The following is a 14894-nucleotide window of genomic DNA, read 5'->3' as shown; positions in this document are numbered from 1 at the left end:
GCTGCGTCAGGCGCAATCCTGGCAAGCCGCGAACCTGGGAAACCCCTCTCAAGGGGAGCATCCGCACATCCATCCCGCACCCCCGCTCCGGATGACACCAACGGCGGGCGTTCCCTCCCCCGCTGAACGACGGGTGCGGCACGCCGGAACGCGACCAGGGGCGCGCGGCGTGCCGCATCCCGTCCACCTGTCGACCGGCCGTACGCCGGCGCCCTCTTCGCCGGACACGCCGCTAGGCTGGCCGCGCGGGTCGCTCGAGGTGCGAGCGGCCGGACGACGTGAGGGGTGCGCGTGACCGGTGACGACGGACTCGCGATCAGGATCCGCGGCCTGCGCAAGCGGTTCGGGGAGAAGGTCGCGGTCGATGGGATCGATCTGGATGTGCCGTCGGGCAGCTTCTACGGGCTGGTCGGACCGAACGGGGCCGGCAAGACCACCACGCTGAGCATGGCGACGGGGCTGCTCCGGCCGGACGCAGGTGAGGTGCTCATCCACGGCGTCGACATGTGGCGTCAGCCGCTCGTGGCCAAGGCGATGGTCGGCGTGCTCTCCGACGGCGTGCGGTTGTTCGACCGGCTGACCGGCCAGCAGCTCGTCGAGTACGCGGGCCTGCTCAGCGGCATGGACCGCCCGACCGCGCAGCAGCGCACGGCCGACCTGCTGCAGCTGCTGGATCTGCAGGCGGCCGGCGGCACGCTGGTGGTCGACTACTCGGCCGGTATGACGAAGAAGATCGCCCTCGCCGCCGCGATGGTGCACGCGCCGCGAGTGCTGGTGCTCGACGAGCCGTTCGAGTCGGTGGACCCGGTGTCGGCCGCGAACATCCGTGACATCCTCCGCACGTACGTGCAGGGTGGCGGGACCGTGGTGGTCTCGTCGCACGTGATGGACCTGGTCGAGCGGATGTGCGACCACGTCGCCGTCATCACCGCCGGCCGGGTGGTGGCCGCGGGGTCGGTGGACGACGTGCGTGCCGGCTCGACGCTCGAAGGACCGGTTCGTCGAACTCGTCGGCGGGCGCCGTGTCGGGGAGGGGCCGGAGTGGTTGCGACACTCGTAAGGCTGCGGCTGCTCGTCCTCCGCAACTCGTTCCGGAGGAGCACCAGCCAGCTGGTCGCCGTCGTCATCGGCGCGCTGTACGGCCTCCTCGGGCTGGTCATCGTGCTGGGCGCCCTGGTGGCGCTGTCGTTCGCCCCGGCGGAGGTCACCACGACCGCCGTCGTGCTGGGCGGCTCCGCCGCCGTGATCGGCTGGGCCGTGTTCCCGCTGCTGCTGTCGGGTGTCGAGCAGACGCTCGATCCCGGGCACCTCGCCGTGTACCCGATCGCCCTGCGGCCGCTCATGATCGGGATGCTGCTGAGCGGCGCCGTCGGGGTGGCGGGCGCCGCGACGACGATCGCGGCGGTCGGCACGTCGCTCTCGTGGCTGCGCTCCCCCGGCGTCGCGCTGATCGCCCTGCTGACCGGGGTGCTGGGCGCGGCGACCTGCATCGTGGTGTCGCGCGCGGTGACGTCCGTGGCGAGCGGGCTGGCGTCGGGACGGCGGTTCCGGGAGGCGAGCGGGCTGCTCATCCTGATCCCGCTCATCCTCGCCGGGCCGATCGTCATCGGCATCACGAGCGGACTGCGCCGGTCGGCGGATGCCCTGCCGTCGATCGCCGAGGGTCTCGGCTGGTCGCCGCTCGGCGCGGTGTGGGCCGTTCCGGGGGCCGTCGCAGCGGGCGACCCGCTCGGCGCGCTGCTGCGGTTGCTGATCGCACTGGCGACCCTCGCCGTGCTGTGGGCGGTCTGGCGCTGGGGACTCGCGCGGTCGCTGGTGACGCCGGCGCGCGCCTCGTCGCGGAGCCGGGCGCCCGGGAAGTCGGGGCTCTTCGGCGTCCTGCCGGGCACCCCGGCCGGGGCGATCGCCGCCCGCTGCCTCACGTACTGGTTCCGCGACCCGCGCTACCTGCGACAGCTGCTCGTGATCCCGCTGCTGCCCGCGCTGATGTGGTTCTACTCCGGCCTCAACCACTCGGGATCCGGCTACCTCTACGCTGCGGCCCCGATCGCCGCGTTCGCGCTGGGTATCGGGATGATCGCCGACGTGTCGTACGACTCGACTGCTTTCGCGCTCCACGTCTCCAAGGCGGTCCCGGGCCGCGCGGATCGGTGGGGCCGCGCCTCGGCCCTTCTCACGTTCGCGGTTCCCGCCGTCGTGGTGCTGGCGCTGGGATCGGCCGCCGTCAAGGGCGACTGGCTTCCGGCACCCGGACTGCTCGGGCTGTCCCTCGGGATACTGCTGAGCGGTGTCGCCGTCTGCTCCGTCACCTCGGCGCGCTTCGTCTTCCCGGTGCCGGAGCCGGGCGACAACCCGTTCCGCTCCCGGCCGGGCTCCAACATCTCGCTGCTCGGCCCGACGTTCGCCGCCTGGGGCGTGATCGCGGTGCTCACGCTCCCCGAGATCGTGCTGTTCGTGGTCAGCCTGGTCACCCGGGAGGCGGTGTGGGGCTGGCTGGCACTGCTCACCGCGATCGTGCTCGGCTCGGTGCTGCTCGTGGTCGGCGTGCGGCTGGGCGGCCGCGTGCTCGACGCCCGCGCTCCCGAGCTGCTGCTGCAGTTGCGCAAGGACGCCTGAGGAGGTCGGGCCGGGTGGATGCGCGGCGCGCGTGCGCCATCCGCATCTTGACCGCGTTCCCGCAGCACGCCATGGTGCACCACCGGCTCGAGCGGTTCTTCGAGTAGTCGTCGTAGGCCCAGCGGCACGTCGCGCGGTCGCAGACCTCGAGGCGCGAGCTGCCGTCCTCAGGCGAGGCGCGCACCGCATCCAGCACCGCTGCGAGCGCAGCGCGGTTCCCGGCGGGCCGAACGCGATCCCTGGCTCGACCGGGTGTCGCTGTGGGCGTTCTGGGGACTGCGCCGCTGAGGCTGCGGCGGCCGCCTCAGCCTGCCAGCGTCTGCTCGCAGGCGAGCAGCGTCACGCCGACGCTCCACGCGTGCGACAGGGTGAGCAGCATCCCCTTAGGCTGGAAGCACGCGGTCTGGTAGTACCGCTCGCTGACCATGCCGCGGTAGGCGTTGAAGTCGCCGTCCTCCCTCGCGATGAACTGACGGAAACAGGCCAGGGCCTCGTCGGCCCGCCCCGCGTAGTGCGGGTCGCCGAGGGCGGCGGACAGCTCACGCAGTTCGGCGGTGCAGACGAGACCGTAGGCGTGGAGGTGCTGGTTCGACGGCGAGGCGTTGTCGGCCCCGCGGGTGCGGAAGCCGTACGCGCCGAGCAGGGTGTGCTCCGGGAAGCGCACGTCGTAGGTGTAGCGGAAGGTCAGCATCCAGTCGGCCGCGCGCCGCGCCACGTCGAGCCAGTGCGCGTCGCCGGTCGCCCGGTGCAGCGCGACGTACGCCATCACCGCGGCGTAGCCGTCCTCGGAGGTCGGAGCGAGGTCGACGTCCTCGGGGGCGCCGTGGACGAACTCACGGTCGACGAACTGCTCGTAGTAGCGGCCGGCGGCGAGCGCGGCGGGGAGGTACCGGTCGTCCCGGTCGGCGGCCTCGACCAGTGCGGCGATCCAGGTGAGCCCGGAGGCGCCCGACCACGACAGCACCTCGCCGGTCTCGGCGTGATGGACGGAGCCGAGGTTGCCGTCGGCGCGCTGACGGCCGACCATCACGTCCAGGTTCGAGCGGAGGGCGTGCTCCCACTGCGGGTGCGCGTCGAGCGCCTGCGCGCGGAGGAGGAACAGCGTCGCCTCGCCGAGCGTGCGGGCGTGCAGGCCGCGCTTCAGCTCCGTCCAGCTCTGCGTCCAGCCGTGGTCGCGGTACCAGACGCCCCAGAACGTGCCGGACGGCGAGAGGTTGGCGCTGATGAAGTCGATCACACGACGGGCCGCATCGGCTTCGTCGGCGCGGTCGGCGCGCAGTCCGTGCGCGAGCAGGGCGTACGCCCAGGGGATGCCGCTGACCCAGCCGACATGCATGGCCTGCCGGTCGACGGTGAGGCCGTCGCGGCCGCTCACCTCGCGGTCGAAGCCGACCGTCTCCAGCAGCACCCCGGGGTCGGGGTCGTAGTGCCAGGTCAGCAGGCCCTCGGCGGTCAGGTCCGCCGCGGTCGCCACGTCCACCCACGGCTCCAGAGGTGCGGCCGCGGCCGCCTCTGCGTGCAGTGCGCGCAGGATCGGGGCGTAGGCGTGACGGGATGCGTCGAGCGCGAAGACACGCAGCGGCAGTTCCACGGACTCCCCGGGCGAGAAGCGATAGGTGGCCACGTCGGCCGGGCGCGGGCGCGCGTCACCGTAGTAGGTGACCGGGTACTCGCGGTACGGGAAGCGGAGGCTCACCGTCGCGTCGCCCCAGGCGGCGTCGTGGGTCAGACCCAGCCCGGTGAGGCCGAGCGCCGACGTCTCGTCGGCGGCGAGCGCCACGCCCCCGCGGCCCTCACCCGCCCAGGCGAACACGGCGGGCGTCGCCGCACGGTCGGCGCGGAACTCCCACGTGTCGCTCACCAGGGCGTCGTGCTGCTCGGGCGTGTCGGCGCCCACTTCGAAGCGGGGGAAGGCGCGCGCGTTCTCCGCAGGCCGGTTCTCGCCGTAGAAGGCGCCGGGGATCAGCCACCACGGGTCGTCGGCGCCGTGGACTGGGGCCTCCACCAGCACCGAGCCGTCGGCCGGCGCATCGCCGGTGTACCGGACGCTCACGGTGAGGCGCCAGCCCGGTTCGGCCTCCGCCCAGTCGACGGCGATCTCGGCCGACGCCGCCGCGGCGCCGACGACCGTCGCCCGCACCTCCGGCCGTGCGCTCACGGCAGCGGGCGCTCGATCAGGTCGACCTCCCGAACGGGCTGGGACGGGTCGGCCGGGACGACGAAGGTGCGCAGCTGCGAGGGCCCGAAGTCCTCCTCGATCGTCCGCCCGAGCAGGGGCAGCTGGATGCGCGACCGGCCGCCCTCGCCGCGCGTCTCGACGGCCCGCACGACGACATCCGCGCCGCCGGGTGCATCCGTCTCGTCCTCCGTGCCCTTGAGCGCGGTCACCATGACGGCGTCGCCGCCGTCGCCCGCGAACGAGTTCACCGGCGGGAGGTCGCCGTCGTGGAACGACTCCTGCATGGCGCGCACCGGGTTGCCGAGCACGAGCGCCCGGCGGATCGGGTCGGCCTCGCGCCAGTCGCCCGCGTGCGGCACCAGCTCGTAGCCGAACCTCTGCACACCCTGGTCCTGGAACGAGTAGATGCCCTCGGGGTCGAGGAGACGCGGGTCGTGCCACGAGTAAACGGGGCTGCGGACGGCGGTGACGCCGATGCTGGGCTGCTCGCCGTTGTCGGCGGTGCCGGGTGAGACGTCGTAGGCGTGCTTGTTCGTCGTGATGACGGTCAGCCCCGCCGCCGCGCCGTCGACCGTCCCGGTCAGGTCGACCCAGGACTGCGCAGGCTCCTCGGCGCCGTCGACCGGACGCTCCAGGTGGCCGAACGGGATCTCGTAGGTCGCCGTCGGGTCCTCCAGGACCGTCGGGAAGCGCAGCTTCAGCAGGTGCGCCTGCTCGCGCCAGTCGAGCGTGACGTTCACGCGGAGGACGGGCGAGTCGTGGTCGAGGATGAGCTCCTCCACCAGGGTGGATGCTCCCCACTCGCGCTCCACCCGCACCCGCGATCGCAGGGGGCCGGTCTCGCGGACCACGATGCGCTTCAGCGCCATCGTCGCGCCCGGCCAGGCGTACGAGATGACCCGGTGGCCCCAGGTGTCGGTCGGGTCGTCGTTGATCTGAGTGTGCTGCGCTCCGTCGACGCCGGCCATCACATCCACACCGGTCGCCTTGACCAGGTACGACGAGATCCAGCCGGTCTCCTGGTCGATGCGGATGCGGACGTGCTCGTTCTCGAGCGTGTCGGCGGTCACCGTCAGGGCGCCGGATGCTGCCCCCGGTCCGGCGCCGGGGCGCAGGCGGTAGAGGCGGTAGCCGAGGGCGGGCACGTCCGCGCGGAACACGACCGCACCGCGCGAGACGTCGTCCGTCGTCGCGGTCGACTGCGAGTTCTGGAAGACGACCGCTTCGCCGTTCTCGTCGACCACGTGGACGCCGGCGCGCTGCGCACCGTACTGGAAGTCCACATCCACCGACACCGGCCAGGGGTGGGGGTTGAACACGAGGACCGGCTGCGTGCCGTCCTCGCGGTCGACCTGCACCTGGCGGGCGATGATGTTGTGCGCCCGCGTGACGATGCGCTTCGAGATCGCGACGGCCTCGCCGAGCTGGTCGCGAGCGTCGTCGTACGACGGCTCGATCGCGGAGCCGGGCAGGATGTCGTGGAACTGGTTGAAGAGCACCTGCTTCCAGGCGGTCTCCAGCTGCTCGCGCGGGTAGTCGACGCCGTCGGTCGCAGCGACGACGGCCGCCCAGCGCTCGGCGTTCAGCACGGCGAACTGCGCGCGGCGCTGCCACGCCTTGATGCCGGAGTGCGCCGAATAGCAGCCGGGCGCGTGGTGCTGCAGGTCGTCGCGGCGCACCGGGAGGGCGTCGAGGAACGCCTCGCCCCGGCCGAGCACCTCGTCGAAGTACGTGCGCGGTGAGGACATCGTCATCCTTCCGAAAGAGCCCATGCGGTCGTAGCGGTGGATCGACTCGATGTTCGCGATCGTCGGGCCGCCGCCGTGGTTGCCCACGCCGTAGAAGACCATCGCGGTCGCGTTCTCGCCGAAGCCGACCGTGCGGTCGAGGGAGGCGAGAGCCTTCTCGGTCTGGCCGTCCACCGACCCGGGCGGGCTGCAGTACTCGAACGGTATGCGGTACGCGAGCACGCGTGAGCCGTCGGGCGCCTCCCACCAGAACAGGCTCGGCGCCAGGTCGGACTCGTGCGGGCCGGGCCGCAGGAACGTGTACGAGTCCATCCCCTGGCCGCGCAGGATCTGCGGGAGCATCGCGTTGTGGCCGAACGGGTCCACATTCATCCCGACGGTCGACGGCTTCCCGAAGCGCGACTCGAGGTAGCGCTGGCCGTACAGACCCTGGCGCACGAAGCTCTCGCCCATCGGCATGTTGTTGTCGGGCTCGACCCACCAGCCGCCGACGTTGACCCACCGACCCTCGGCGACGCGGCGCTTGATCTGCTCGAACAGCTCGGGGTCGGACTCCTCCACCCAGCTGAGCAGCACGATCTGGTCGCAGGTGAAGACGAAGTCGGGGTACTCCTCCATGCGGTGGATGGCCGACCAGAAGGTCGCGCGGGCCTCCTGGTATCCCTCCTGCCACGGCCACAGCCACACCGGGTCGAGGTGCGCGTTGCCGACCATGTGGAGGGTGCGCTGCGGCGTCGCCGTCGGGCGCTTCGCGGGCGGGAGGTCGCGGGGCTGAGCGCCGGCGGGGGCGTTGGCGACGGGCGCCTTGCTGCTCGTGTCCGCCGCGCCGGCCTCGCCGGTCTCGCCGGCCACGCCGGCCACCTCGGCGCCGGGTGCGCTCTCGCGCTGCTCCTGCGCCGCATCCACCGCGAACTTCTCGGGCGTCTCGGGGCCGACCCGCACGGCGTCGACCGCTCGTGCCGTGTCGTCCGTCCCGGTGCGCGCTTCGGCGTCCGCTCCGACCTCCGCGTCGGGCGTCTGCGTGTCCGGCGTGTGGGGGCTGGTCACAGTGCGTACTCCTCGTCGCCGTCGGCCCATGCATCCACGATCTCGGAGAGCACGTGGAGCATGAACGTGTGGAATTCCTGGATCCTCGGGGTGGTCGTGGACGGGCTCAGCAGCGCGTAATCGGCGAACTCCCGCGCGGGACCGCCGTCGCCCCCGCCGAACAGCACGGTCGTCGCGCCGGCCGCCTTCGCGGCTTCGAGCGCTGAGACGATGTTCGCACTTCGCCCGCTCGTGGTGAAGGCCGCGACCACATCGCCCGGGCGCGCGAGGCCGGCGACCTGCCGGGCGAACACGTCGTCGTAGGAGTAGTCGTTGGCGATGCACGTCATCGTGGTCGGGTCGGTGCTCAGCGTGACCGCGCCGAGGGGGCGACGATCGCGCTTGTAGTGGCCGATGATCTCGCCGGTGAAGTGCTGGGCGTCCGCCGCGCTTCCGCCGTTGCCGAAGGTGTACAGGATGCCGCGCCCGGCGAACGCGTCGCAGAGCACCTTCCCGACCTCCCGCAGCGCGGGCAGCAGGGCCTCGCCCTTCTCGGCGACCTCGATGTGCGCCTCCAGCTGCTGTCGCATCCACTCAGCCACGGGGGCCTCCCTTCGATCCACCGGTGATGGCGCCCTCGAGCTGATCCAGACGGTCGAACGCGACCGCACCGGCGCCGACGACGCAGACGACGTCGCCGAGCGCGGCCAGCACCACGGTGGATGCGGCGGCCGCCGGCGGCATGGCGGCGGCCGCGACGCGCTCGCGCACCGGCACCAACAGGGCGTCGCCGGAGCGTGTCACTCCGCCGCCGAGCACGACGAGGTCGGGCTCGAAGACGTTGACGAGGTCGGTCAGGGCCGTGGCGAGCACGTCGATCGTCTCCTCCCACAGCTCGGAGGCGAGCGGGTCGCCGTCGGCCGCGGCCGCGACGACATCCTCGGCGCGGATGACGGGCAGCTGCGCGAGCGACGAGTCCTGGCCGCGCTCGGCCACGGCCTCGCGGGCACGGAGCGCGATCGAGGTCCCGGAGGCGTAGCCCTCCAGGCAGCCGCGCCGGCCGCACAGGCAGGGCCGGCCGTCGGTGCGGACCATGACGTGACCGAACTCTCCGCCGTTGCCGGCTGCGCCGCGGTGCAGGCGACCGTCGATCACTGCTCCGCCGCCGATACCGGTCGAGATCGTCAGGTACACCATCGTGTCGGCGTCGCGTGCGGCGCCGTAGCGGAACTCGCCGAGAGCGCCGGCCGTCGCGTCGTTCTCCAGCACGGCGGGGACGCCGAACTCGCGCTCGGCGAGCTCGACGATCGGGAGGTCGATCCATCCCGGCAGGTGCAGCGGACCGGTCAGCACGCCGGCCTTCGCGTCGAGGGGACCGCCGCACGAGATGCCGACGGCCTCGACCGCGAGGCCCGATTCGGCGATGGCGCGCTGCCCCATGGCGAACAGTCTGGGAACGATTACACCCGGACCCTCTTCGCGACGGGTGGGTTCGACGGTGAGTGCGTGGGTTCGTCCATCCTCCGTGACGACAGCGACGGCGAGCTTGGTGCCGCCGATGTCGAGCGAGAGGACGGCGCGGAGGCCGTTTGCCATCATGTCCTTCCGGGGTGCACGACCCGGCCTTCGTCGGCGGATCGTGTGGGATCGTTCCCACAGATACTAGGCCGCCGCGGGCAGGCGGGTCAACACGAGGGGGTTGTGCGGACCGGCGCGAGGGGCTAACGTACAACCAAATGGTTGTAGATGAGATGACGGACGCAGAGGTCGATCGCCTCTTCCACGCCCTGGCGGACGCGACGCGGCGGGACATCGTCGCGCGGTCGCTGGAGGGCGAGCACTCGGTGAGCGAGCTCGCGGAACGGTACGACATGAGCTTCGCGGCCGTGCAGAAGCACGTCGCGGTGCTCGAGCGCGCCGGACTCGTGCGCAAGCGGGCGCGCGGACGGGAGCGCGTCGTCTCCGGCGACCCGGAGACCATCCGCCGCGCGTCACGGCTGCTCGACGAGTACGAGGCGATCTGGCGGCGGCGGGATGCGGCGATCGAGGGGATCCTCGCCGCGGACGGTCGCTGACCGCGCGGGTCTCCGCATCCATCCACCGCTACCGGCAACACCCGTACGAACCGCACCACCGACCAGAGAGGAGCGGCCGATGACCTTCATCGAGTCGACCAAGGATGTGGACGCACTGACGCTCACGTTCGTCACCGAGTACGACGCCCCGCGGGAGCGCGTCTGGCAGCTGTGGTCCGATCCGCGGCAGCTGGAGCGCTGGTGGGGGCCTCCGGAGTGGCCGGCCACGTTCGACGTGTTCGAGTTCGAGCCGGCGGGACGCGCGGCGTACTACATGACCGGGCCGGACGGCACGAAGGCGCACGGCTGGTGGCGGTTCGCCGAGATCGACGCGCCCGCACGGATCGAGCTGGACGACGGCTTCGCCGACGAGAACGGCAACCCGATGCCCGGCGAGCCGGTGCGCATGGTCACCACGCTCGAGGAGCGCGACGGCCGCACGCGAATGACACAGCTGGTCCGCTTCGCCTCCCCCACCCAGCTGGAGGAGATGCTCGCAATCGACATGGAGGAGGGTATGCGCCAGGCCCTCACCCAAATCGACCCCCTCCTGGCCGCCTGACCCCGCCCCGCCCACGCCCTCGCCCGCCCGCGCGCCCCTCATCGAGTACACAAAAGGTGCACGCTTTTCGCCTCAGAGCGTGCACTTTTCGTGTACTCGACGGGGGCGCGGCTAGGGGGCGTCGAGGAAGGCTAGGAGGTGGGGGAGCGTTCGGCGGAGGGAGGCTGAATCCGCGGCGGCGGCGAGGCGTTCGCCGAGGTAGTCGCCGTGGATGCCGGGCACGATGAGGAGGCGGGCGTCCGGCAGGAGGGCGGCCAGCTCCACGAAGTGGGAGGCGCGGACCACGTCGCGGTCGGCGCCGACGACGAGCGTCGGGGCGGCGACCGCGGCGAGCAGCGCATCCGGGAAGTCCTCGAAGCCGAGCATGAGCTCGCGGTCGAGCTCGAACATCCGGCGGGCGTGCTCCGGGTCGCCGCTGACGGCGAAGTCCGCCTCGCGGTACGGCGCGGGGAGATCGTCGAACGTTCCCGCGGCGAGGCCGTCCCAGAAGCCGTCCACCATTCCGGAGCGCCGGACGGGGGCCGAGGCCGCGATCAGCCGGCGGACCAGCCCGGGATGGCGCGCGGCCAGCTGGAGGGCGACCTGCCCGCCGTTGCTGAAGCCCAGCACATCCACCGGTCCGACGCCGAGCGACTCGAGCACCGCTGCGACGTCGTCCGCCGAGCCCTCGAAGCTCGCGGGCCGGTCGCCGGACGGCGAGCGCCCGTGCCCCTGCAGCTCGACGGCCAGCACCGAGCGGGTCGGAGCGACGAGCGGGAGCAGCAGCCCCCAGTTCGTCTCGATGGTCGAACCGCCGCCGTGGATGAGCAGCAGCGGCGGGTACGGCGAGTCGGGGTCGCCGAACCAGGCATGGTAGAGCGGGATGCGGTCCACGCCCGCAGGCTAGCCGAGTGCCACCGCGGTGTCGACCACCGCGTCGGACTCCGGCGCGACCGCCGTGTCGACCACCGCGTCGCCCGCTTGCCCCAGCCGGACCCCGCCGACGCGCACGTCGGCGGCCAGGCGCTGGCGCTTCCGCGCCTCGCGGCCCGCTCGCACGGCGAACCGCAGCCGCACCGTCTCGCCGGCGCCCGCGACGACTGCCGCGGGCTCCGGACGGCTCCAGCCGGGCGGGGTCACGAGCTCCGCCACGACCTCGTGGGGCTCGTCGTACGGGTTGACCACGACGACCTCGTACGTGAGGTCGGCACCGGCCGGAATGCGCTGGTAGAACGGTTCGACCAGCACCAGGTTGCCGTCCGCCGGAGGCCGTTGCCCGTCGTCGGGGAGCAGCCCGTCGTGCAGGGCGGCGAGCTCGTCGCCCTGCTCCGTCAGCAGCTGGAGGTAGTCCTCGTCCACCTCGCGGCCCTGCCAGTGGCCGGTGATCATCAGACCGGGCGCCACGCGCCGGTAGAGCGCTGCGCTCTGGATGAAGTCGTCGCGGCGGAACCGGTTGCGGTACTGGTAGTTGAGGATCTCGCGCTGCACGCCGAGCCGCCCCTCCGCGGTCTGCTGGTCGCCGGTCGCCAGCACGCGGACGCCGTCGACCTCGAACTCGAAGGCCGCCGCGTACAGCGTGTGCCCGGGCAGTTCGTGCGTGACGATCTCGTACTCCTGCCAGCGGACGGTGCCGCCCAGCGGGAGCACCCGGTCGGCCGGGATGGGCTCGAACCACTGGCACGGGAGGTCGGTGCGCATCGGGTCGGCCATGATCGGCGCCACGTTCTCGGGCAGCCACACCTCGGTGCCCTCCACATCGCGGAGCAGGTTGAGTCCGGCGATGTGGTCGTCGTGGTAGTGGGTGCCGAGCACGACCTCGATCGAGGTCACCCCGAAGTCGCGCTTCAGCGCGGGCAGCGACGCGAGCCACGGCCGCCGGGCGGCCCGGTCGGTGCCGGCCGGCCAGCCGGTCGACATGTCGTAGCCGTAGTCGATGAACAGGGCGGCGCCCGAGTCGCTGAGCAGCACGTACACGCACGAGTTGGCCGTGCGGTTGAGCAGCAGGTGGTCGGTGAGCCGCACGAACGGGCGCTCCAGCCAGTCGCGCAGGTCCCACGGGTTGGTGCGCCGTGAGTCGACGTACTCGCCCATCCGCACGGCGAGGCTCTCGAGCGCCTCGATCGCCTGCGGCATCGGATCCCCGTGCGACGGGAGCAGGATGGTCGGCTCCTCCTCCTGCAGCAGCAGGCACGAGAGCACCGTCATGGCGGGGCCCTCGTTCTCGGTGTACGACCACTGGGTGGCGGCGAGCGACCAGACCTTGCCCGGCGCGTAGATGAGGTCGCCGGTGAATGCGATCCGCGCATCCCCCCGGTCGACGAGGTAGACGACCGACCCCATGGTGTGACCGGGTGCGGGGACGGTCTTCACGTCGATGCCGCCGAAGCGTGCCGTGCGGTATTCGGGCACGGTGCCGGCGATCGGCACGGGGTCGAGCAGCGAGAAGCGGTCCTGCCGGAGGTTGTAGTCGTTGTAGAGCGCACGCGCCGACCACATCTCGTCGACGCGGGCGAACAGGTCCTGCTCCACCGGCGGCACGTGGATGGGGATGCCCGCGGCCACCGCGCGCGGCAGCCCCTGCCCCTGGTCGCGATGGTGGTGGGTCATCAGGATCGCGTCCAGGGTGTCGAGGCCGAGCTCGTCGAGGTGATCGAGCACGTCTCCGGACCCGAAGTCGATCGCGATCGCCCCGCGGCGGCCGTCGTCGTGCCCATCGCCCGCGGTGACGATGTAGACGTTGCAGGTGTCCGCGAACCGGTGGACGCCCGGAGCGACCTCGGTGAACGCGCTCATACCCTGGTCGGCTCCTTCTCGGCCCGCTCGCCGCGGGCGGCGCGGTAGCCGCGCCACAGCTCGGCGATCTCGTCGAGGTCGGCGTCGGTCACCGCCTCGCGGCTGTTGTCGATGGATTCCACGTAGTACAGCGCGGGGACGCCGAGCTCCGGCTGGATGCGCGAGTAGGCGAGCCACTCCTCGCGGCTGGGCATCGGCCACTGGTCGGTGTCGATCGGGTGCCCGGGCAGCGCCGCGGCGGCGATGTCGTGGCGGTAGCGCAGCTGGTCGCCGACGGGCACCGGGTCGCCGTGCACCGAGTCCTCGAGCACGTCGTTGAGGCGCACCATGTCGGTGACGCCGGAGAACGAGGGATGCACCGTGTGCGTGACGACCAGCGCATCCGGCTTGGCCGCCTTGGCCGCTGCGTGGATGGTCGAGATGATCGCGTGCAGCGCGCTGATGCCCCACGCGCCGCCGTCGGGCTCACCGTCGCCGTGCGTGCGAAGGGTGACCCCCGACGGGGCGCGCTGCGTGAAGTCGACCTTGAAGCCGTCCGCGTCGAGGCCGTCGGGGGAGACCATCCGCGTGACCTGCTCCGCCAGCGCCTCGAGGTAGGCGGGGTTCGAGGGGTCGACCGCGACCGGCCGACCGTGCGCATCCCGCACCGTCAGCTCGGGAGGCAGGCCGGTCGGATCCCACGCCTTGAACCAGAGGAGCACGCGCTGACCGGCGGCGTGACGCTCGTCGATCCAGGCGCGCAGGTCGGGCCACTTCTCCGTGTCGACGGTGTTGGTGCCGTAGTCCGCCTGCCAGCGGTCGTCGATGACGACGGTGCCCGGGTGGATGTCGCGCTCGGCGAGCCGGCGCAGCCAGCGGTCGTAGAGGTACTGGCGCGCCAGGTCCGCTGCGAACGCCGCGCCCGCGGGCAGCACGAAGCCGTCCGCGTTGTCCGTGGCCAGCGCCTCCCCTTCGTGGCTCATCCGCACGGCGAGGGCGCACTGCGCGCCCCAGCCGCAGAAGATCGGCTCGTGCCACCACGACGCCGGTTCCGGCGCCGGCTGCGCCCAGCCGCGGGCCGCGAGGTCGTCGCGGTAGTCGCGGATCAGCGAGAGCGGGGCGCCGGCCGGCCGCAGCACGAACTCCGGCGAGACCCAGCCGCCGGCGCGGACGCGCGTGTGGCCCTCGTAGGTGAGGCGGAACAGGAAGCCGCCGTCGAGGGCGTCGTAGCGGAAGGTGGTGAAGCCGAGCTCCTCGACGGGCGCGATCACCGAGACGCCCAGCCAGTCCCCGACCGGCATGTCGGTGGGGCCGTGCGGCGCGTCGGTGGCGATGGAGGGCCGCCCCAGCCCGAACACCAGCGGTGGCGGCGAGAAGATGCCGTGCAGGCGTCCCGGCTCGGCGTCGCCGACGACGCCCAGCTGCGCCTGCGTGTTGGAGAGGCGCACCACCTGGATCGGCTCGGTCGGCGTCGGCACGAACACCGACGGGAAGCGGATGCCCGAGCGGAACGTGCCCGCCGCACCCGTGGGGAGGGCCGCCTGGCCGCCGAACATGGTGAGGTCGGCGATCCGGGCGTCGTCCTCCTCGGTGGTCACCTCGACCCGCGCCCGCACCTCGCGCGGCGTGCAGTGCAGCACCACAGCCTTCGTCGCCCACGCGCTGGAGTCGGTCAGCACGGTGACCCGCACCGAGCCGTCCGGGTCCTCCTCGACCGTGACGGCGGTCGGGCCGCACGACTCGTCGGGCATTCCGACGCGGTCGACGCTCGCGAGCAGCGAGAGGTCGCTCCACAGCTCCCCGTCGGGGCCGGCGATCGTGGCGCGCGGGCGCGTCAGGGCGACGCCCAGCGTGTAGCCGGGCGCGACCAGCACGACCTCGGTCGCGCTGCGGGTGACGGTGATGTCCTGGGTGGTCTGCATGGTCCTCTGTGGGGG

At 72.4% G+C, this 14894-nt stretch carries 11 protein-coding genes and 1 pseudogene; 4 read left to right on the top strand and 8 right to left on the bottom strand.

Going from position 1 to position 14894, the window contains the following annotated elements:
• Positions 1-285 precede the first annotated feature (285 nt).
• Both ACR9Y5_RS00780 and ACR9Y5_RS00775 read left to right on the top strand, forming a co-directional pair.
• Positions 286-1060, top strand: a pseudogene (locus tag ACR9Y5_RS00780) (ABC transporter ATP-binding protein).
• Positions 1042-2616, top strand: a complete 1575-nt coding sequence (locus tag ACR9Y5_RS00775) for a transporter (RefSeq protein ID WP_481296149.1) — start codon at positions 1042-1044, stop codon at positions 2614-2616. Before ACR9Y5_RS00780 ends, ACR9Y5_RS00775 begins: the two are co-directional and overlap by 19 nt.
• On the opposite strand, the gene ACR9Y5_RS00770 is transcribed toward ACR9Y5_RS00775, so the two are convergent.
• The 5 genes from ACR9Y5_RS00770 to ACR9Y5_RS00750 form a co-directional block, all read right to left on the bottom strand.
• Positions 2504-2800, bottom strand: coding sequence for a CGNR zinc finger domain-containing protein (locus ACR9Y5_RS00770; RefSeq protein WP_481299502.1), 297 nt, complete (start codon positions 2798-2800; stop codon positions 2504-2506). The two genes, ACR9Y5_RS00775 and ACR9Y5_RS00770, sit on opposite strands and share 113 nt — an antisense overlap.
• Before the next feature lie 120 nt (positions 2801-2920).
• Complete coding sequence (locus ACR9Y5_RS00765) at positions 2921-4774, bottom strand: hypothetical protein (RefSeq protein ID WP_481296148.1); 1854 nt, start codon at positions 4772-4774, stop codon at positions 2921-2923.
• Positions 4771-7590 (bottom strand): glycoside hydrolase family 38 N-terminal domain-containing protein, encoded by a 2820-nt coding sequence (locus tag ACR9Y5_RS00760; protein WP_481296147.1) that lies wholly within the window; start codon positions 7588-7590, stop codon positions 4771-4773. Before ACR9Y5_RS00760 ends, ACR9Y5_RS00765 begins: the two co-directional genes overlap by 4 nt.
• Positions 7587-8171 carry a D-sedoheptulose-7-phosphate isomerase gene (locus tag ACR9Y5_RS00755; RefSeq protein ID WP_481296146.1) on the bottom strand — a complete coding sequence of 195 codons (585 nt, stop codon included), beginning with the start codon at positions 8169-8171 and terminating at the stop codon, positions 7587-7589. The genes ACR9Y5_RS00760 and ACR9Y5_RS00755 overlap by 4 nt, the downstream gene beginning before the upstream one ends.
• Positions 8164-9165, bottom strand: a complete 1002-nt coding sequence (locus ACR9Y5_RS00750; RefSeq protein WP_481296145.1) for an ROK family protein — start codon at positions 9163-9165, stop codon at positions 8164-8166. The genes ACR9Y5_RS00755 and ACR9Y5_RS00750 overlap by 8 nt, the downstream gene beginning before the upstream one ends.
• Before the next feature lie 140 nt (positions 9166-9305).
• Here ACR9Y5_RS00750 and ACR9Y5_RS00745 point away from each other — a divergent pair, with 140 nt between their 5' ends.
• Complete coding sequence (locus tag ACR9Y5_RS00745; protein ID WP_481296144.1) at positions 9306-9644, top strand: ArsR/SmtB family transcription factor; 339 nt, start codon at positions 9306-9308, stop codon at positions 9642-9644.
• A 79-nt stretch (positions 9645-9723) separates the two neighbouring features.
• Positions 9724-10206: an SRPBCC family protein gene (locus ACR9Y5_RS00740; protein ID WP_481296143.1), complete on the top strand. Its 483-nt coding sequence runs from the start codon at positions 9724-9726 to the stop codon at positions 10204-10206.
• Between the two features lie 111 nt (positions 10207-10317).
• Here the strand turns inward: ACR9Y5_RS00740 and ACR9Y5_RS00735 are convergent, their stop codons facing one another.
• Genes ACR9Y5_RS00735 through ACR9Y5_RS00725 form a run of 3 tightly spaced genes read right to left on the bottom strand, consistent with a single transcriptional unit; the run spans position 10318 to position 14879 of the window.
• The gene (locus ACR9Y5_RS00735; RefSeq protein WP_481296142.1) at positions 10318-11079 is read right to left on the bottom strand and encodes an alpha/beta fold hydrolase; all 762 of its coding nucleotides are present in this window, start codon (positions 11077-11079) and stop codon (positions 10318-10320) included.
• Between the two features lie 9 nt (positions 11080-11088).
• Positions 11089-12978 (bottom strand): MBL fold metallo-hydrolase, encoded by a 1890-nt coding sequence (locus tag ACR9Y5_RS00730; protein ID WP_481296141.1) that lies wholly within the window; start codon positions 12976-12978, stop codon positions 11089-11091.
• Positions 12975-14879 (bottom strand): hypothetical protein, encoded by a 1905-nt coding sequence (locus tag ACR9Y5_RS00725; protein WP_481296140.1) that lies wholly within the window; start codon positions 14877-14879, stop codon positions 12975-12977. Before ACR9Y5_RS00725 ends, ACR9Y5_RS00730 begins: the two co-directional genes overlap by 4 nt.
• Positions 14880-14894 lie beyond the last annotated feature (15 nt).

The sequence above is a fragment of the Leifsonia sp. KNZ13-11D genome (assembly GCF_056754895.1).
Note: the sequence above shows the minus strand (reverse complement) of the source record. Positions and strands in the feature narration are given on the sequence as shown.